Origin of the sequence: Bacillus cereus group sp. BfR-BA-01522 (genome assembly GCF_022662635.1) — a bacterium.
Taxonomy (GTDB): Bacteria; Bacillota; Bacilli; order Bacillales; family Bacillaceae_G; genus Bacillus_A; species Bacillus_A cytotoxicus.
Window position 1 is genome coordinate 12,039 of sequence record NZ_JAKUDY010000007.1, and the last position, 17,925, is coordinate 29,963.

Here is a 17,925-nt window from a genome sequence, read left to right on the forward strand (position 1 = left end):
CTTCCCCCTTTTTTTGTTAGATTGTATATTTAATTTTTTGTTTTTCCTTATGACGCTCAATTGCTAAACGAATTAATTCTTCAATTAACTCTGGATATGACAACCCCGTATGTTGCCATAATAACGGGAACATGCTAAATGGTGTAAATCCTGGCATTGTATTTACTTCATTAATATAAACTTCGCCATCTTTTGTTAAAAAGAAGTCAGCTCTTGTTAAACCCGCACCATCCAAAGCTTGGAATGCACGAATTGCATCTCGTTGAATTGTAGCTGTTTCTTCTTCTGTAATTTCAGCAGGGATAATTAATGCTGTATCACCATCAATATATTTCGATTTATAATCATAGAATTCTTTCTTAGGTACGATTTCACCTACAACAGAACATTTCGGATCATCATTTCCTAAAACGCCCACTTCCACTTCACGACCGATAATATTTTCTTCTACAATAATTTTACGGTCAAATTGGAAAGCTTCCTCAAATGCTTTCTCTAATTCTTCACGATCTTTACATTTATTAATACCAACGCTTGATCCAAGGTTTGCTGGTTTTACAAAACATGGATATCCTAGCGCTTCTTCTACTTTTTCATAAGCTTCTTCACGATTTTTCTCCCATACACTGCGAACGAAAGATGTATATTTTGCCTGGTTTAATCCAGCCTCTGCAAAAATATTTTTCATCACAACTTTATCCATACCAGCAGCTGATGCTAACACACCATTCCCAACATATGGTATATTCATTAATTCTAATAGTCCTTGTACCGTTCCATCTTCACCGTTTGGCCCGTGTAGCAATGGGAAAATAACATCAATTGCTTCCTCTTGCTTAGAAGCAGGTGCAGGGATAATTTCTGTACTTAGTGATACCGGAGAAATGGCATTCGCTTCTCCACTCATTTGTAAAGCTTGCACACTTGTTACTTCGCCTTCAATGCGTTCCCCACGCATCCATTGGCCTTGCTCTGTAATATAAATTGGATGAATCTCGAATTTTTCTTGATTTAATGCTTTAATAGCAGCTAGAGCTGTTTGTAATGAAACTTGATGCTCTGCTGATTTCCCACCATATAATAAACCTAATTTAATTTTCGTCAATGAAATCACCCTAACCAATTGTTTTCATTTTTCTATTTTAGCACTTTTTATAAAAATAGGTAGTTCTATTTGAAATAAAATGAAACTTCCACAAATAATAGAAAAGCACCGTGTATTGGTTTCTCTATTAGAAGTATATAATGTGAAACTTTAATCAGTGGGGGGCTTCATCCCCCACTGATTATGATCCTTCACCAATCGGGCTGTTACGGGCCTCCCTACTCCCACCTATCTTCCTTGCTTCTTTCTGAATCTTGAGGCGGGAGTCTTACTGCCCTAAAATATGAAAAATTCATTCCTTTTGTGTATGTCACCTATTCATTATAAAGATTGCTTTACTGCATTTTCCTTTTGCTTCTTTTCAACAAGATGATCTAATGATATGTATACAAGACCTGCTACTATGCAGCCTATCGCTAAAATTGTAAATAATAAGTGCCCTAATAAGCGGTCAAGTAACACACCTCCTAAAAGAGGCCCAAACGCATTCCCTGTAATCCATTGCAAACTTGCCGCACCCATATATGTCCCGCGTAAATGTTCCGGTGCTAAATTAGCAACAAATGTCATTTGTACAGGAGACATAATCATCTCTCCTAATGTGTATACAGCATATATAATTAGCAATATGATGAAGAGAACTGTCACATTGGTTCCAAAGTTGCCAAACCATTTTGGTACCCATCCTATAAAAAACAAACCAAATCCAAATAGCCACGCACCATATAACATCGTCTTCCCAACCGGCTTATCTGTTGCCCATTTAGAAATTTGAAATTGAAATAAAACAACTAGTAGGCCATTTAAAGCCATTAAATATGGGTACGGATTATTTTTCCCCAATATATCTTTCATTTCATTATCAAAATGAAGCGGGAGCATTCCCTCCGTTTGAGAAAATCCCATTGAAATAATAATTCCTGCCAACAAATAAACCATTAAAACTCTATCTTTTAAAACAACTCTCCAAACAGAACCTCTTTGCTTACTTTCACCTTTTGCTTGGGCAATCTGAGCTTTCGGCATTGTTTCACGAATCAATAGGAAGACAAGTAATGCATAAAACAACATAGTAGATGCTGCAATCATAAACACAAGGTCTTTTGATAGTATAACGACCAATGAACCCAGAATCGGTCCAATTGCTGCCCCAATATTATGTCCCATCCGCAATAGACCATATGCCTCTGTTCTTTTTTCAGGTGCAGTAACATCAGCTACCATTGCAGACGCCGCTGGATGAAATAACGAGTTACTAAATCCCAAAAGAATAGATAATATAGCATAAGGAATAAATCCTTCTATAAATAAAAAGCCGAGCATCAAGAGCGCATTACTAGCCATCGAAAAAATCATAATGGGCTTTCTTCCATATATATCAGCAATTCTTCCCCCTATAAGAGAACCGATACTCGCTGCGATAGGAGAAAGCGCCATAATAATTCCTACCTGAAATAAGGAATCTACACGATCTTTTAAATACAATGCAAAAAACGGCATCAACATCATCATCGCAATTCCATTTAACGTTTCTCCTATAAATCGAATCCATACATTACGATCCATCCCTCTCAATTCACGCCATGTTTCCTTCATGTTTTTCCCCCTTTATTTAGCCATTTATTATGTTATAACAATTACAGAAAAATGTAAATTTTCAAAACACATATCCTGTTATTGTGAAAAACACACGACGCTCATCATTTATTACATCGTATGCAGCGCGTACATATTGCAGCATTACACCTCAATCAATCAAAAATAAACAAACATTATATCCCTATATCTTTTTTTGGTTATTTTTGCTATTCTATACATTGTCGATTCCAAAAAGAAAGAGCATGTTCATTTTTTGAACATGCTCTTTCTTCTATTTAACTGTATACGAATTTTCTTCAATCCAACTATACATATACTTTTCATCTTCTATTTCATGCGCTTGTTTTACAATGCGCAGCGGACGGAATGTATCAATCATAACCGCTAATTCAATTGTTTCCTTTTTCCCTAAACTCGCTTCTGTTTTACCTGGATGCGGTCCATGAGGAATTCCACTTGGATGGAGTGTAATAGACCCCTCTTCTACCCCCTTCCTACTCATAAAGTTTCCTTCCACATAATACAGAACCTCATCACTATTCACGTTACTATGATAATACGGTGCTGGAATAGCCTTAGGATGGTAATCATATAAACGAGGTACAAAAGAACAAATAACAAAATTATGCCCTTCAAACGTTTGATGAACTGGTGGTGGTTGATGAATACGGCCTGTAATCGGTTCAAAATCTTCAATATTAAAGACCCATGGATATAAATATCCGTCCCACCCAACGACATCTAACGGATGATGACCTAAAACATGCTTATGCATAAATCCACGTGATTTTGTCATAACGACAAATTCACCCTTTTCATCATATGTCTCCAGTTTCTCTGGACCGCGAATATCCCTCTCGCAGAAAGGGCTATGTTCTAATAACTGACCATACTCATTTCGATAACGACGCGGTGTTGTAATTTGACTATTCGCCTCTACAACAAGAAACTTAGATTCACCTTCGTCTGGAATCATTCGATATATTGTCCCGATTGGAATCGTTATATAATCTCCTTTGCGATAATGAATCGTTCCAAACATCGTTTCGATTTTTCCAGTTCCATGATGGATAAATAACATTTCATCTCCATCACCATTGCGGTAAAAATAGTCCATTTTTTCCGTCGGATGTACAACACCAATTAATAAATCTTCATTTCCTAATATAAAATTTCTACCACTTATTACATCGCCTTTCTTTTGATTCTCCTTCGTACGAAAATGACGATGCGAAAGCGCCCCCTCTTCTTCATACTGTAATTGACAAGAATACGCTAATGTAGCGCGCTCTACTTCTGTCGGCATATAGTGATGATATAAAATGGATTGTGTACCCGAAAAACCTTTTGTTCCCATTACTTGTTCACGGTAAAGTGATCCATCTTTTTTACGAAATTGTACATGTCTTTTATGGGGAAGTTCTCCCATGTGACGATAATACATGGTCATCACCTGCTTTCATCTCTTTTTTAATTGTATTACGCAGTGTACCTAATCCTGTAATTTCAAGTTCTACTACATCGCCATCTTGTAGCCACTGCTCCGTCCCTAATTCTAAAATGCATCCAGTCCCTACTGTTCCAGAACCTATTACATCTCCAGGGTATAACGTAACATTTTCAGAGGCACGCTCAATCATTTCTGCAAACGTATAATAAATATCTTGAAAATTCCCTTTGGATAAGAGATTTCCATTTACACGGGCGGTCATTTCCAAGTTATAACGATCCTGTAATCGATATATGTCCAGCTCATCTTTTGTAACAAGATAAGCACCTAATGAAGTGGCAAAATCTTTTCCTTTTGCTGGCCCAAGCCCTACTTTCATCTCTTTTGCCTGTAAATCCCTTGCACTCCAATCATTCATAATACAATAACCAAAAATATATTCTTCCGCTTGTTCACGCGGAATATCTCTACCTTCTTTCCCTATAACACAAGCAATTTCTAATTCATAATCAAGCTTTTCGGTATTCTTTGGTCCAATGACAACATGATCTGGACCGATTACAGCACGGTGATTCGTAAAATAAAAAACCGCAATATCATACCATTCAGGAACGACATCTAAACCACGACGCCCACGGGCTGTTTTGACATGTTGTTCAAAAGCATAGAAATCGCGTATACTGCTCGGATTTGGAAGTGCAGCACAAAGTTCCACATGTTCTAAAGGGTATATACCACTTGTCGGCTTTTGAATACGACGTGCAATCTCTAAGTGCTCATTCGCTTTCTCTAAAAAAGCCAGCATTGTAGAAGGAAGTACGCCACCACTTGCTATATTCATATCAATCACTTGATCGCCTTCTAGCCACCCTGCTCGCATCTCTTGTGAAGGAAGACGAAACGTAACAAATTTCATCAATACTCCTCCCTGCTTATCATCAAATAACGTATCCACCAGCAGTCCGATTTCTTACTGGTGGATATACATTTTATAGGTTTCCGCGACGTTCTTGCTCTCTTTCAATTGATTCAAATAACGCCTTAAAGTTCCCTTCTCCGAATCCACGAGATCCTTTACGCTGAATAATTTCAATAAATAAGGTTGGACGATCTACAATCGGTTTTGTAAAAATTTGTAGTAAGTATCCTTCATCATCACGGTCTACTAAAATCTTAAGCTCTTTTAATTTTTCAACTTCCTCATCGATTTCTCCGACACGTGCCGTTAATTCTTCATAATACGTATCTGGTGTGTCTAAAAATTCAACTCCATTGGCACGAAGCGCTTCAACTGTTTTGACAATATCATTTGTTAACAATGCAAGGTGTTGTACACCCTCACCATTGTAAAACTCTAAGTATTCTTGTATTTGCGACTTTCGTTTCCCTTCTGCAGGCTCATTAATCGGGAATTTAATACGACTTCCATTTGTCATAACTTTTGACATCAACGCAGAATATTCCGTACTAATATCTTCATCATCAAAATGAATCATTTGTTTAAAGCCCATAACATTTTCGTAATAGCTAACCCATTCTTCCATTTTCTCAACGTTACCGACAACATGGTCTACAGCAATTAAACCTGCTTCTTCTGATGGGACTTCGAACTCAGCTTTTTCATAGCCAGGCATAAATGTTCCTTTATAGTTTTTACGCTCTACAAGCGTATGAATTGTATCCCCATACGTACCAATTACTGCTTTTTTTATTGCTCCATTCTCATCTGTTAACTCTTCCGGAGGGGAAATTGCAACAGCACCTCGTTTCACAGCTTCTGAGTATGCTTTCTCGACATCGTCAACAAGTAGCGCAACGTCTTTTACCCCATCTCCATGAAGTTTTACAAATTCTGCGATACGATTATCACTATTTAATGCTCCAGACACAACAAAGCGCATATTTTTTTGTACAAGAACATAAGATACCTTTTCGCGGTTTCCTGTCTCTAATCCAGAATAAGCTACGATTTTGAAGCCAAATGCTCTTGCAAGATAATAACTTGCCTGCTTTGCATTTCCTACATAAAATTCTACATGGTCTACATCACGTACTGGGAAAAAATCCTCCATTTGTGCAGTCAACGCATCCATAGATTGTTGTTTCATAACTTTCTCATCCCCCTGTAAATGAATTGAATATTACATACTTACAACCATTCGAAAACTCTTTCAGATACTAATAGCAAATTAGTTAGCAAGCTAACAAATTTGCGACTTTTTAATTTTTCTATTTTTTCTGTCAAATTCCTCTTTTTTTCTCCCACATAAAATTCGACTTTTTTCTATCTAAAAGTTAGCTCATTTCCAACAAAACACTCAAAAATAAAAAAAGCTCTAACATATTATCAATAATTAATATGTTAGAGCTTTTATCTTGTTAAAATAATTGTTCGAATCAAATATGAAAAATTCTTTCTATTTCTATTCATCATACAAATACATTTGCAAGGAATACGATTAACATTGTTAACACGGCTGCCCCACTTGCTGTGCCTAAAAAATCCATCTTTGTTACTTGTAATACTTGTTCCATATTCCTCATGCTCCCTTCCTTTTATTTATATATAAAGTATAAAAATTTTATTATACTAAAACACTTGAAAGAAATACGATAAGTGCTGTTAATACTGCTGATCCTAAGAAATCCATCTTTGTTACTTGTAATGCTTCTTTGTTTTCCATATTGTTCATGCTCCCTTCGTTTTGCATATGTATTTCAATTCTTACACTAAAACGTTAGCTAAAAATACGATGAATGCTGTTAATGCCGCTGCCCCGCTTGCTGATCCTAAAAAATCCATTTTCGTTACTTGTAACACTTGCTCTTTGTTCATATTTTCCCTCTCCTTTTATATGCATCTCTATATCATTTTGAAGAAATGATTGATTCATAGTTTTTATCTTTTCGTTACAATAATTCACTCCGTGTAACGTTTGTAACATTAATGTAACATAACTCCCTTTCATCCGCAACATCATTTGCAAAATTTATGACGTTTTTTTTACAAGATAATAAAAATATCTACTAATATCCTTTTATATAAAGGATTCTATCGTTTTATTGTTTGTAATGTAAATGTAACATTTGTATTACACTCATAAAAATAAGCGTACTAAAGTGAAACTTTAATCAATAGGATTTTCTTCATCTCTACTGATTATGAGCCCTCACCAATTGGTCTGTTACGGGATAAACGAATGATAGCGATTTTTTCCTATCTCTCCTTAAAATAGATTACTTCCTGACTTCTACTTTTTATCTCAAAGTTGATATATTTCCTTAACATAACTATGTATAATAAAAGCAAAGAGGTGGTCATTTTGAAATTAATCGCATTAGATATGGATGGTACACTCTTATCATCTAATCTTGAAATCTCCAAAGAAAACTTACAAGCAATTCATGCTGCACAAGAAGCTGGGCATATTGTAATGATTTGCTCTGGTCGTGCAAAAGAAGATGCTTTAAAAGTATTGGAAGAATATAAGTTATCACTTCCAGTTGGAGCAAGCAATGGGGCAATTGTATATGTGGATGGAAATGTAATTAATTCTCGCTGTTTACAAAATGATAAAGTATACAAGCTTGCAAAATTACTAGAATCTGAAGGTTTTCCATATAAATTATATACAAACCAAGGAGTCTATGCTCCTTATAATTGGAATGAACAAGTTATGCGTACATTTGAAGAAAATAAGCATGAACTTGACATTACAATAGAAGAATTGGAAAGAATTACAGAAAAACAAAAAAAATCGAATCTAATTACTGATTTTCAAAAAATCGAAGATGTTATAAGTAATGCAGACTTAGAAATATCTAAATTCTTTATTTTAACTTTCCATGCCGGACACCGCTCGGCACTACTACAAACTTTACAAAAAGATAAAGAGATTATGGTTACAGCGTCAGCACCAACAAACTTGGAAATTATGGATAAAGACGGTCATAAAGGAAATGGACTACGAGAAATGGCGGCACATTTCAACATTCCGCTTAGAGATACCGTGGCAATCGGTGATAACTTTAACGATGTGCCAATGCTTGAAATAGCAGGTCTATCTGTCGCAATGAGAAATGCCGAAGAAGATGTAAAGAAACTATGTGATGTAGTGACATTAACAAATGATGAACATGGCGTTGCGTACGCAATTAAACAATATGTATTAAAACAACCTTCATCCAGCAAGTGATAAAAAGGCTCTTTCACCATTTGAAAGAGCCTTTTTATTTACATATGATGACAAGCAACGTGATGTCCTTCCTCAACTTCTCGAAATTCTGGTACAGCTTGCTTACAAATATTTGTTGCAATTGGGCAGCGCGTATGGAAACGACAGCCTGATGGTGGATTAGCTGGGTTTGGAACATCACCTTGCAAAATGATTCGTTCACGCTTCACAGTTGGATCGGGAATTGGCACCGCAGATAATAACGCTTTTGTATACGGATGAAGTGGATTCGTATACAATTGATCACGAGAAGCTGTTTCGACAATTGTCCCTAAATACATAATCCCTATTTTCGTACATAAATGCTCAACAACGCTTAAATCATGCGAAATGAATAAGTAGGAAAGACCTTTTTTCTCACGCAACTCACTAAACAAATTAATAATTTGTGCTTGAATCGATACATCTAACGCTGCAACAGGTTCATCGGCAACAATAAATTCTGGATCTAATGCCATCGCCCTTGCAATCACAATACGCTGGCGTTGTCCTCCAGAAAATTCATGCGGATAACGATCTATATGATATGGGGCTAATCCACACAATTCTAATACTTCCAACACTTTTTCCCGAACATTTTTCTTTGTTGCTAAACCATGAACTAACATTGGTTCACTAAGCGCTTCACCAATTCGCATCCTTGGATTTAATGAACTAAATGGATCTTGGAATACAAGTTGCATATTGGGGCGATATTTTCGCAGCTTTTCTTTCGATAACAAGTGAATATCTTCCCCTTTAAATTTCACTTCACCTTCTGTTTTTGGAACGAGACGAAGAATGGTTTTCCCAATCGTCGTTTTACCACTTCCAGATTCACCAACTAGACCGAATACTTCACCTTTATTGATTGCAAAGCTAACTCCATCTACTGCCTTTACATGTCCAATTGTCCTTCTAAATACACCGCCTTTCACCGGAAAATACGTTTTTAAATTCTTTACTTCTAATAATGGTTCACTCATCTCTCAGCACGCTCCTCATATAACCAGCATGCTACTTTATGGTTATTTTCATGTTCCTTAAGGTCTGGCGCTGCATTTCTACATATATCCATACAATGCTCACAGCGACCACTAAAGTAGCAAAACTCCCCTAATCCAACTAAGTTTGGAACTTGCCCAGGAATTGAATACAGTTTATCTGTTCGTTTTCCCATTACTGGCTTTGACTTTAATAAACCTTTTGTATATGGATGCTTCGGATTTTGGAATAGCTCTAATACTTTCGCTTCTTCAATGACTTTTCCACCATACATCACAACAACATAATCCGCCATTTCTGCTACAACACCTAAGTCATGTGTAATGAATAAAATAGATGTTTTGAATTCTTCTTTGACTTGTCTTAGTAAATCTAAGATTTGCGCTTGAATTGTAACATCAAGAGCTGTTGTTGGCTCATCAGCAATTAACAATTTAGGATTACAACTAAGAGCAACCGCAATCATAATTCGCTGTAACATTCCGCCGCTTAATTCATGTGGATAGGAATGAACAATCTCATCTGCACGTGCAATCCCAACCTTCCGAATGAGTTCAATTGCTTTTTTATATGCTTCATTTTTACTAAGAAGTTCATGTTCTCGTAATGTCTCAACAATTTGTTCCCCAACAGTAAATACGGGGTTAAGAGATGTCATTGGCTCTTGAAAAATCATCGTTATGTCATTTCCTCTTAAACTACGAAGCTCCTTCTCTTTCATTCCTAACAGGCTTTTTCCTTCGTAAAGAATGTCACCACCAACAATACGACCGGATTCATCAATAAGTCCCATAATAGATAAAGCTGTTACACTTTTCCCGCATCCTGATTCACCAACCACACAAACAATTTCTCCCTCTCGAACAGAAAAGCTCACATGATTAACAGCTTTCACAATCCCCTCTTCTGTTTGAAAGTGTGTTTGTAAATCTTTTAATTCTACTATTGCTCTGCTCATTCTTTTCACCTACCGCTTCATCTTTGGATCTAATGCATCACGAAGTGCATCACCAAGTAAGTTAATTGATATAACGGTTATAAAAATAGCAAACCCTGGTGGAATCCATAACCACGGACGCTTTTGAAAATCAATTAGTGAGTTTGCTGCATGAATCATATTCCCCCATGAAGGTGTAGGTGGAACAACTCCAAGACCTAGATAACTGAGTGCTGACTCCCCTAAAATAGACCCTGCAACCCCTAAGGTAGATACAACTATCAATAACGGTAATACGTTCGGAATTAAGTGATACACAATCTTACGATAGTCTTTCAACCCTAACACATCAGCTGCTTGCATAAAGGATTGTTCCCGAAGCGACAAAATTTGTCCTCTAACAAGACGAGCGAGTCCTGGCCAACCCACCAAACTTAAAATAATCATAATGACATAAAGACGGTAGTTTGATGGGATTTTCCACTCTGATAAAATCGCTCCCATTATAATGAGTAAAGGTAATCCTGGCATTGACATTAAAATATCGGCAAGGCGCATAATAACGTTGTCAACAATACCTCGATAAAAACCAGAAATGGCACCTAATAAAGCACCTAAAATTACCGATAGAACCATTGATGCCAAGCCAATTGTTAGTGATATACGCCCCGCTTGCATAAGCCTTGTTAATACATCTCTTCCAAGTTGATCTGTACCAAGCCAATGTAACAAGCTAGGTGGTTTATTTATTAAAGTAACTTGTATTTTTCCAGATGCATATGGTGAAAAGAATGGTCCAATAAAACAAAATAAAAACATAAAAATTAATGCATAAAACCCGACTAACGCCATTTTATTTTTCTTAATTTTCCTATGGGCCTGTCGCCATGGCGACGATTCATTTCTTCTTTTCTTTTTCTTCTTTATCTCTGTAGTTGTTGTAACAACTTCCATCTCTCTCCCCCCTTTACTGCAACCGAATGCGTGGATCCACAACAGCATATACAATATCCGCTAAGAAATTTGAAACAATCGTTAAAACAGAAAGAAACATTGTAAAGCCCATTAATACTGTATAATCTCGAAAATTTAATGCCTCTAATTGAATGCTTCCAATTCCAGGCCAGTTAAAAATTTGTTCAATAATAATTGCACCAGAGAATAATCCTGGTAGTTCAAATGCAAGCAATGTAATAGCTGGTAAAATGGCATTTTTTAGTGCATGTTTATAAATAACAGCCTTCTCCTTGAGCCCTTTTGCTCGTGCTGTGCGAATATAATCTTGTCTTACAACCTCAAGCATACTTGTTCTAAAATAACGAGTTAACGACCCTACACCAAGAAGTGTCAAAATAAATACTGGTAGGATCATATGTCCAGCAACTTCTAAAACATAAGCAAAACCGGTTGAATTACTACCAACATCAATCATTCCACCTATCGGTAACAAATGAAAATCTACAGCAAAGACTTTAATCAGAAATAAGCCAATAAAGAATGACGGAAATGACATTGCAGCAAAAACTCCGACTGTCACAAGCTTATCGAATAAGGAGTGCTGTTTTGTGGCTGAAAATACTCCGACAATAAGCGCGATTAACCAAATTAAAAATAAAGCTACAATCGCTACCATAAACGAATTCCAAATAAATTTATTTAATAGCGATGTTACAGATTCTTGATATTGCAAAGAAAAACCAAAGTTCCCTTGTAATGCATTACCCAACCAATGAAAGTAACGTTCCATAATTGGTTTGTTTAACCCATATAGTTCCCTCAGCTCCGCAGCTCTTTCTGGCGTAATCTTCGGATTCGAATCAATATAATCCCCTGGTAAAAGTGCGAATAAGAAGAAGATAATAATAGATGTACCAAACAGTGTAGGGATCATTTGTAACAACCTACGAATGATATATGTTTTCACCCTTCGTCTCCCCAATCTTATGTACTTAAAATAGAAGAACATTTTTTCATTCAGCGTTTCGAATAAAAAAATGTCTTCTATTTATACGGACTTATCTTTATTTTTCAATTGATAATACAGGTAAATTAGAACTAATGCTGTCATATTTTTCAGGATCAATTCCTTTTATATTTGCGTTGTAAGCTGTAATCATTTTACGGTAGTTTAATAGAATAACAGGTGGATCATCACTTAATTCTTTATATAGTTCTTTATAAATCGGTTTTCTTTTCTCGATATCAATTGTTTCAAGCCCTTTTTGAATTAACTCATCAACTTTTTCATTTTTATATCCTAGCGTGTTTCCATCACCTTCAGATGAATAACCACTAACTGGTTCGCTTGGATCTACTGTAATTGGAGTTGCAACAGCAGCTAAATCATAGTCACCCTTGTTCACTTTTGAAAGCATCGTATTAAAATCCATAAACTCTGGGTTAAACTCAATTCCTATTTCTTTATAATTCTCTTTCGCAATCGGGATGAATAGATCGCCCTCTTTTGCTGAACTTCCACCATAATATGTTACTTTTAATTTTTGACCGTCTTTTTCCCGAATTCCATCCGAACCGACTTTCCATCCCGCCTCATCTAATAATTTCTTCGCCTTTTCTTTGTCATATTCATACTTATTAATCCCATCTTCTGTATAAGCCCACGAAGTTGGATGAATTGGTACGTTTGCTACCGTACCGTAACCTTTCAAGGCTGTATCCACATACTTTTTACGATCTAATCCATAGATAAGTGCTTGTCGAACTTTTTTATCTTTTAAATATGGCTTTTTACTATTTATTTTTATATAAGAGAATGAAGATGCCGTCTCAATTTCAATATTGGCAAATCCTAAGCCTTTTACTTGTTCTAAAATTTCATCACCTGTTCCAACACCTGTATAGTCTATCTCACCTGTTTGGAATAGTTGAAATTTCGTATCTGCTGACGTAATTTTATAAATAAAATTTTTAATTTTTGGTTCTCCTGCATAATAATGTTCATTCGCTACGAAACGAACTTCTTGCCCAGGAATATATTTTTCAAATTTATAAGGGCCGGCAGCAAGCGGTTTACCATACAGCTCTTTTAAATAATCTAAACTTGTATTTTGTTTATAGTCCTTACCGTAATATGCCTTCGATAATACTGGTCCTCCTAAAGCGAGTAAAGCTTGAGAATTTACTTTCTCTGTTGTAATTGTAATTGTTTGTGGGTCAATAATTTGAATACCTTCAATAGCATTTGCCTTCCCTTCTCTGTAATCTTTTCCCCCCTTAATCGCATATTGCAAAATAGAATCGCTACCTTCATATGCTTGATCATGTAAAAGCGTTAATGTGAATGCTACATCATCCGCTGTTAACGGTGAACCATCACTAAACTTTGCATCTTTACGCAAGTGGAATGTGTATGTTAATTGATCGGAAGAAACATCCCATTTTTCCGCTAAATCGGGAACTGGTTTCCCTTGTTTATCTGTTGTAACAAGGGAAGCAAAAATAACAGATGTTACGTTGCCATCCCAACCGTTCTCTTGAAAATATGGTAAGAAAACACCCCCTGGTTTCGAAATACCAGCAATCAGCGTATCCTTTCTGTTTTTTGCTTTGTCCGGAACTTTCGTCTTATCTGTAGCTGCGATTTTTTCAACTTTGAGATTCTTCAAGTCCTGCTGCTTGGCAGGTTCCGTTGAAACCTCTTCTTCGCCTCCCCCACAAGCGGATAATACAAGTGAACTACCTAGTAAAATCGAAAATACACTCGCCCATCTTTTTGACTTTTTCTCCATTGTCCCCACCTTAACTTTCTTAAGTATTTCTTAAATCGCCCTCAAAAAACTATAAAACCCATCGGAAAAATTTGTTTTATCTTTTAAAAAATAAGTGTTCGTGAGGGGGTAATAATTTAATTCATATATTTCCTATAGGTTTTATTTATATTAGATTACACCTCTGATTATTTTTTGTCAATTCATTCTATTTAAATATTTTTAATTTTCTTTCTTATACACTTCGAAAATGAACCTTATGTATAAAATCATAAAAATTATTCTATTTTTTCTTTCCTATGCATAAACTACTAACAAATGACCAAAAAGGGGGCGAAAATATGGACAAACTATTCCAATATGTCTTGCACTATGTGGCATTGACAATCATGATTGTGGGAGCATTGCTTTTGTTCCCATTCTTTCCAAAGTTCGTCCTCTTTTTAGCATTCTTTTTCATACTTGGAATGGCTATTATTATCTCCTTAGGAGAGGACGATACACAAAAAGAAAGCAGAGCTCAGCGCTTAAAGCTGTAAACTCTGCTTTTTGTCATTCATAACGTATTCTTGTTAAACCAATGATAAAAAATACGCCTGCAAACAACAGTAATATGCAAATCTCCCCCGTTATATCAATGAAAGTTCCACCTCTTACAATTAATTCAGTAAATCCGCGCATTGCCCACGTTTGCGGAACGAAATTGGCAATTTGTTGCATCCATTCCGGTTCAATTTCAATCGGCCAATATAGACCGCTTATCATACATGTTGAAATCACAACAATATTTCCTAGCGCAGATTGTTGATCGGCTGTTTTTACAATACTCGCTACTAGCAGCGCCAATCCAATGACCGCTAACAGTAATCCCGATACAAGCATAATAATTCCCAGCATATCCCCCCATTGAACATCAAATAAACGATTCGTTAATATCATCAAGACACCAAATTGAACCCATCCGATTAAGAAGAATGACAGTATATATCCGCCTAGTATTTGAGCTTTTGATGTAGGAGTTTCAAGCAGGCGAGACCATACTCCCATTTGCCTTAGTTTCAAAATCGTCCCTGTTGCACTTAGCATAACAATCATAACAAATAAAATAGAAAACCCTGCTGCACGTCCTGCCATGTGATTCAAATTTTTCTTCCCTGCTATAGAATCTTTTTCAATTGAGACAGGTTCTACTTTTGCATGAATACTTTCATATACATCCTTCCAAGAAGTTCCCCTTGTTTGTTCGAGTTTTTTTGCTGCTGCTACCTCAATTTTCATTTTTTTAATCGTACTTTGCAGAACTTGCTCTACAGAAGAACTTCCTGTAAAATCAGCGCTTGATTGAAATTTAATTTTTCCCGACTCTCCAGCTATCACATTCTCTTGAAATCCCTTTGGAATGATAACAATACCCGAAGACTTCTTATTTTCAACTCTCTGCTTTGCTTCTTGATCAGTTCCTTTTTCAATCGTAATGAAATGATTCCCTCTCAGTTCTTGATAATACGAATGAGATAACTTTGACTGATCATAATCTACTAAACTAATCTTTACTTTTTCGTCTCCACTTCCCCCTAACAAACCTCCGAATATGAATGTAAAAATGATTGGCATTCCAAACATGAGTATATAGCTTTGCGGTTTCGTGAAAACTTGTTTTAACTCTAACGAACAAAGCGCCCAAATTTTTTTCATTTCTTCTCCTCCTATCTCATGCGTAGACGAACAGTTCCAATAATTACTGAAACAAATCCTGCACTAGCCAAACTTAAGATAACTGGAAGTAATGTACTCCAAGATGTACCCGACATAATGTTTAAAAAACTTGTCAGCGCCCATTTATTTGGAGCAATATGAGCAATGGTTTGAAGACTATCTGGAAACGCATAAAGCGGCAGCATAGATCCGCCTAATAGAGCAAGTAATTGAACTCCAATCCCCCCCATTAAATCTGCCGTCTTCTCTTCATGAATCCATGCTGCAATAAGCATCGATAATCCAGAAACACAAATGGCATAGGAAGTTCCTACTGTTATCATCTGAAATATATTCTCGCCCCAATTCACATGAAATACATAATGAGTAGCCAATACAAATACTCCAAATTGAATAAGAGAAAATAACAATGTTCCAAAGAATTTTCCTAATAAAATAGAGAATGAACTTGTTGGAGTACTGAATAACCTTGCCAACGTTTCTGTTCTTCGCTCCGTTATAATAGATTTCGCACCAACTGTTATATTAAATAATAAAAACATGACTACCATAGCTGCTGCATAATATTGCATGGCAGTGACTGTCTTTTTACCGATGGTTCCTTTTTCGACTTCATCTCTATCGGAAGTAGCTACTGTTTGTAAATTCGTACTCACTTCTTTTGCGATTTGTTCTATATTTTTAGGTTGCGACTTTGCTAACTCTGTAATAACAACCTGAGTAGAAACTGCGATGGTTTGTGCCTGTTCTGTAAAAGAACGAATAACCGATTCAGCAATTTTTGCTTGTATACCTTTTGCTGGATTCGTCATTAGTTTTGCTTCTTTTAAAGTTCCTTCTTCTATCTGTTCACTCCAGCCGCTTGGTATGATTACCCCAACATCAATTTTTTGTTTTTTTAATAAGTCCTCTAGCTCACTTTGTGATGTTACCATTTCTACTTTTATATCCTTCTCTATCTCTTTTGATTGCAATATGTCTTTTCGAAGCATCTCACCAAACTCATCCGGGCCTTCTTGATAATAGCCGATTACTGTTTTAGGTAGTCCTCCGTTATCAAATATGTTACTTAGTGCCGATCCTAAAATAGCCGTGAGCAATAATGGCATTAGTAACATCATCATAACTCCGCGCCGATCGATGATACGAATCTTTACATCTTTCCATGCTACAATGAGGCTTTTCATAACATTCTCCCCCTAATCGCGAAGTGACCGCCCTGTTAATTGTAAAAAAAGGGCTTCTAAATTTGGTTCTTGCACTTCAAGTTTTAAAATTTGCGCTCGATTTTCTACCGCTACCGAAACAACAGTACCAACAGCCTCTCCATTCTGCAATCCAATATCAAAAGTATTTGTCTCCTCATGGATAACAACCCGTTCTACAGTAGGAATTGCCCTTAATTCTCTCAATAACTTCTGAGTGAAATGATTCAATTGTACTTTCACCATAAAGCCATCTGTCAAACGATTACATAGCTCTGTTTTTGTTCCTACTGCAATCACTTTTCCATGATCAACAATGGCAACTCGTTCACATAAATGCTCTACTTCTTCCATGTAGTGACTTGTATAAATAACAGTCATACCTTTTTCATTTAATTTCTTTACTGTTTCTAAAATATGATTTCGCGATTGTGGATCGATTCCTACTGTCGGTTCATCCATAATTAATAACTCTGGTTCATGCATGAGCGCTGCTCCAATATTAATTCGGCGTTTCATTCCTCCTGAAAATGTTTCAACTTTATCTTTCGCTCGATCTTGTAATCCTACATATGCAAGCACTTCATCTGATCGTTTCTTAGCAACAGCTCTACTTAATCCATACATCTTTCCCCAAAAAATTAAATTCTCTTTCGCAGAAAGCGTAGGATATAAAGCAATATCTTGTGGAACAATTCCGATTTTCCTTTTTATATCTAATGGATACTCTTGTACAGACTTTCCTCCAACTTTAATATCACCACTATCATAAGGAATGAGCCCGCAAATCATCGCTATCGTCGTTGACTTTCCAGCGCCATTTGGCCCAAGTAAACCAAATATTTCCCCTTTATGCACTTCAAAAGATATATTCTGTACAACCTCTCTCTTTCCGAAAGATTTCACAATATGTTCCACAGCTAACATGACGTTTCATCCTCCTTGCATTCATCTACAGTTCCATTG

18 protein-coding genes are annotated in these 17,925 nt (G+C 36.3%); 2 read left to right on the forward strand and 16 right to left on the reverse strand.

Annotated elements, in window-relative coordinates; all coding sequences use genetic code 11:
- Positions 1 to 16: 16 nt before the first annotated feature.
- From MR059_RS11850 to MR059_RS11885, 8 genes are all read right to left on the reverse strand, one after another.
- Positions 17 to 1,105, reverse strand: a complete 1,089-nt coding sequence (locus tag MR059_RS11850) for a D-alanine--D-alanine ligase (RefSeq protein ID WP_011983359.1) — start codon at positions 1,103 to 1,105, stop codon at positions 17 to 19.
- A gap of 321 nt (positions 1,106 to 1,426) precedes the next feature.
- Entirely contained in the window at positions 1,427 to 2,701 is a 1,275-nt protein-coding gene (locus MR059_RS11855) for an MDR family MFS transporter (RefSeq protein ID WP_242161767.1), read from the reverse strand.
- 274 nt (positions 2,702 to 2,975) lie between these two features.
- The gene (locus MR059_RS11860; protein WP_011983357.1) at positions 2,976 to 4,148 is read right to left on the reverse strand and encodes a homogentisate 1,2-dioxygenase; all 1,173 of its coding nucleotides are present in this window, start codon (positions 4,146 to 4,148) and stop codon (positions 2,976 to 2,978) included.
- A complete protein-coding gene (locus MR059_RS11865) occupies positions 4,114 to 5,070 on the reverse strand; it encodes a fumarylacetoacetate hydrolase family protein (protein ID WP_011983356.1) in 957 nt (318 codons plus the stop codon). Before MR059_RS11865 ends, MR059_RS11860 begins: the two co-directional genes overlap by 35 nt.
- Before the next feature lie 73 nt (positions 5,071 to 5,143).
- The gene (hppD, locus tag MR059_RS11870; protein WP_011983355.1) at positions 5,144 to 6,262 is read right to left on the reverse strand and encodes a 4-hydroxyphenylpyruvate dioxygenase; all 1,119 of its coding nucleotides are present in this window, start codon (positions 6,260 to 6,262) and stop codon (positions 5,144 to 5,146) included.
- Positions 6,263 to 6,584: 322 nt separating this feature from the next.
- Positions 6,585 to 6,698 carry a DUF3948 family protein gene (locus MR059_RS11875; RefSeq protein WP_011983354.1) on the reverse strand — a complete coding sequence of 38 codons (114 nt, stop codon included), beginning with the start codon at positions 6,696 to 6,698 and terminating at the stop codon, positions 6,585 to 6,587.
- 41 nt (positions 6,699 to 6,739) lie between these two features.
- Positions 6,740 to 6,847, reverse strand: a complete 108-nt coding sequence (locus MR059_RS11880; protein ID WP_109456132.1) for a DUF3948 family protein — start codon at positions 6,845 to 6,847, stop codon at positions 6,740 to 6,742.
- A gap of 32 nt (positions 6,848 to 6,879) precedes the next feature.
- A complete protein-coding gene (locus tag MR059_RS11885; protein ID WP_011983352.1) occupies positions 6,880 to 6,990 on the reverse strand; it encodes a DUF3948 family protein in 111 nt (36 codons plus the stop codon).
- A gap of 487 nt (positions 6,991 to 7,477) precedes the next feature.
- Between MR059_RS11885 and MR059_RS11890 the strand changes: the two genes are divergently transcribed.
- Complete coding sequence (locus MR059_RS11890) at positions 7,478 to 8,350, forward strand: Cof-type HAD-IIB family hydrolase (RefSeq protein ID WP_011983351.1); 873 nt, start codon at positions 7,478 to 7,480, stop codon at positions 8,348 to 8,350.
- Positions 8,351 to 8,388: 38 nt separating this feature from the next.
- On the opposite strand, the gene MR059_RS11895 is transcribed toward MR059_RS11890, so the two are convergent.
- The 5 genes from MR059_RS11895 to MR059_RS11915 form a co-directional block, all read right to left on the reverse strand.
- Positions 8,389 to 9,354, reverse strand: a complete 966-nt coding sequence (locus tag MR059_RS11895) for an ABC transporter ATP-binding protein (RefSeq protein WP_011983350.1) — start codon at positions 9,352 to 9,354, stop codon at positions 8,389 to 8,391.
- Positions 9,351 to 10,331 (reverse strand): ABC transporter ATP-binding protein, encoded by a 981-nt coding sequence (locus MR059_RS11900; protein ID WP_011983349.1) that lies wholly within the window; start codon positions 10,329 to 10,331, stop codon positions 9,351 to 9,353. Before MR059_RS11900 ends, MR059_RS11895 begins: the two co-directional genes overlap by 4 nt.
- A 9-nt stretch (positions 10,332 to 10,340) precedes the next feature.
- Positions 10,341 to 11,264 (reverse strand): oligopeptide ABC transporter permease, encoded by a 924-nt coding sequence (gene opp4C / locus MR059_RS11905; RefSeq protein WP_011983348.1) that lies wholly within the window; start codon positions 11,262 to 11,264, stop codon positions 10,341 to 10,343.
- Positions 11,265 to 11,277: 13 nt separating this feature from the next.
- Positions 11,278 to 12,234: an ABC transporter permease gene (locus tag MR059_RS11910; RefSeq protein WP_011983347.1), complete on the reverse strand. Its 957-nt coding sequence runs from the start codon at positions 12,232 to 12,234 to the stop codon at positions 11,278 to 11,280.
- Between the two features lie 97 nt (positions 12,235 to 12,331).
- A complete protein-coding gene (locus MR059_RS11915) occupies positions 12,332 to 14,059 on the reverse strand; it encodes an ABC transporter substrate-binding protein (protein WP_011983346.1) in 1,728 nt (575 codons plus the stop codon).
- A 320-nt stretch (positions 14,060 to 14,379) separates the two neighbouring features.
- Between MR059_RS11915 and MR059_RS11920 the strand changes: the two genes are divergently transcribed.
- Positions 14,380 to 14,577, forward strand: coding sequence for a hypothetical protein (locus MR059_RS11920; RefSeq protein ID WP_041809369.1), 198 nt, complete (start codon positions 14,380 to 14,382; stop codon positions 14,575 to 14,577).
- Positions 14,578 to 14,590: 13 nt separating this feature from the next.
- On the opposite strand, the gene MR059_RS11925 is transcribed toward MR059_RS11920, so the two are convergent.
- The 3 genes from MR059_RS11925 to MR059_RS11935 are packed head-to-tail and all read right to left on the reverse strand — an operon-like array spanning position 14,591 to position 17,886.
- On the reverse strand, positions 14,591 to 15,733 hold the full coding sequence (locus tag MR059_RS11925) for an ABC transporter permease (RefSeq protein WP_011983344.1): 1,143 nt from the start codon (positions 15,731 to 15,733) through the stop codon (positions 14,591 to 14,593).
- Between the two features lie 11 nt (positions 15,734 to 15,744).
- Positions 15,745 to 16,941, reverse strand: a complete 1,197-nt coding sequence (locus MR059_RS11930; protein WP_011983343.1) for an ABC transporter permease — start codon at positions 16,939 to 16,941, stop codon at positions 15,745 to 15,747.
- Between the two features lie 12 nt (positions 16,942 to 16,953).
- Positions 16,954 to 17,886, reverse strand: coding sequence for an ABC transporter ATP-binding protein (locus tag MR059_RS11935; protein ID WP_011983342.1), 933 nt, complete (start codon positions 17,884 to 17,886; stop codon positions 16,954 to 16,956).
- Positions 17,887 to 17,925: the final 39 nt, after the last annotated feature.

Coding starts and splice junctions, on each gene's coding strand:
- MR059_RS11855 (WP_242161767.1), bottom strand. CDS start 2,701: ATGAAGGAAACATGGCGTGAATTGAGAGGGATGGATCGTAATGTATGG.
- MR059_RS11860 (WP_011983357.1), bottom strand. CDS start 4,148: ATGTATTATCGTCACATGGGAGAACTTCCCCATAAAAGACATGTACAA.
- MR059_RS11865 (WP_011983356.1), bottom strand. CDS start 5,070: ATGAAATTTGTTACGTTTCGTCTTCCTTCACAAGAGATGCGAGCAGGG.
- hppD (WP_011983355.1), bottom strand. CDS start 6,262: ATGAAACAACAATCTATGGATGCGTTGACTGCACAAATGGAGGATTTT.
- MR059_RS11875 (WP_011983354.1), bottom strand. CDS start 6,698: ATGAGGAATATGGAACAAGTATTACAAGTAACAAAGATGGATTTTTTA.
- MR059_RS11880 (WP_109456132.1), bottom strand. CDS start 6,847: ATGAACAATATGGAAAACAAAGAAGCATTACAAGTAACAAAGATGGAT.
- MR059_RS11885 (WP_011983352.1), bottom strand. CDS start 6,990: ATGAACAAAGAGCAAGTGTTACAAGTAACGAAAATGGATTTTTTAGGA.
- MR059_RS11895 (WP_011983350.1), bottom strand. CDS start 9,354: ATGAGTGAACCATTATTAGAAGTAAAGAATTTAAAAACGTATTTTCCG.
- MR059_RS11900 (WP_011983349.1), bottom strand. CDS start 10,331: ATGAGCAGAGCAATAGTAGAATTAAAAGATTTACAAACACACTTTCAA.
- opp4C (WP_011983348.1), bottom strand. CDS start 11,264: ATGGAAGTTGTTACAACAACTACAGAGATAAAGAAGAAAAAGAAAAGA.
- MR059_RS11915 (WP_011983346.1), bottom strand. CDS start 14,059: ATGGAGAAAAAGTCAAAAAGATGGGCGAGTGTATTTTCGATTTTACTA.
- MR059_RS11920 (WP_041809369.1), top strand. CDS start 14,380: ATGGACAAACTATTCCAATATGTCTTGCACTATGTGGCATTGACAATC.
- MR059_RS11925 (WP_011983344.1), bottom strand. CDS start 15,733: ATGAAAAAAATTTGGGCGCTTTGTTCGTTAGAGTTAAAACAAGTTTTC.
- MR059_RS11930 (WP_011983343.1), bottom strand. CDS start 16,941: ATGAAAAGCCTCATTGTAGCATGGAAAGATGTAAAGATTCGTATCATC.
- MR059_RS11935 (WP_011983342.1), bottom strand. CDS start 17,886: ATGTTAGCTGTGGAACATATTGTGAAATCTTTCGGAAAGAGAGAGGTT.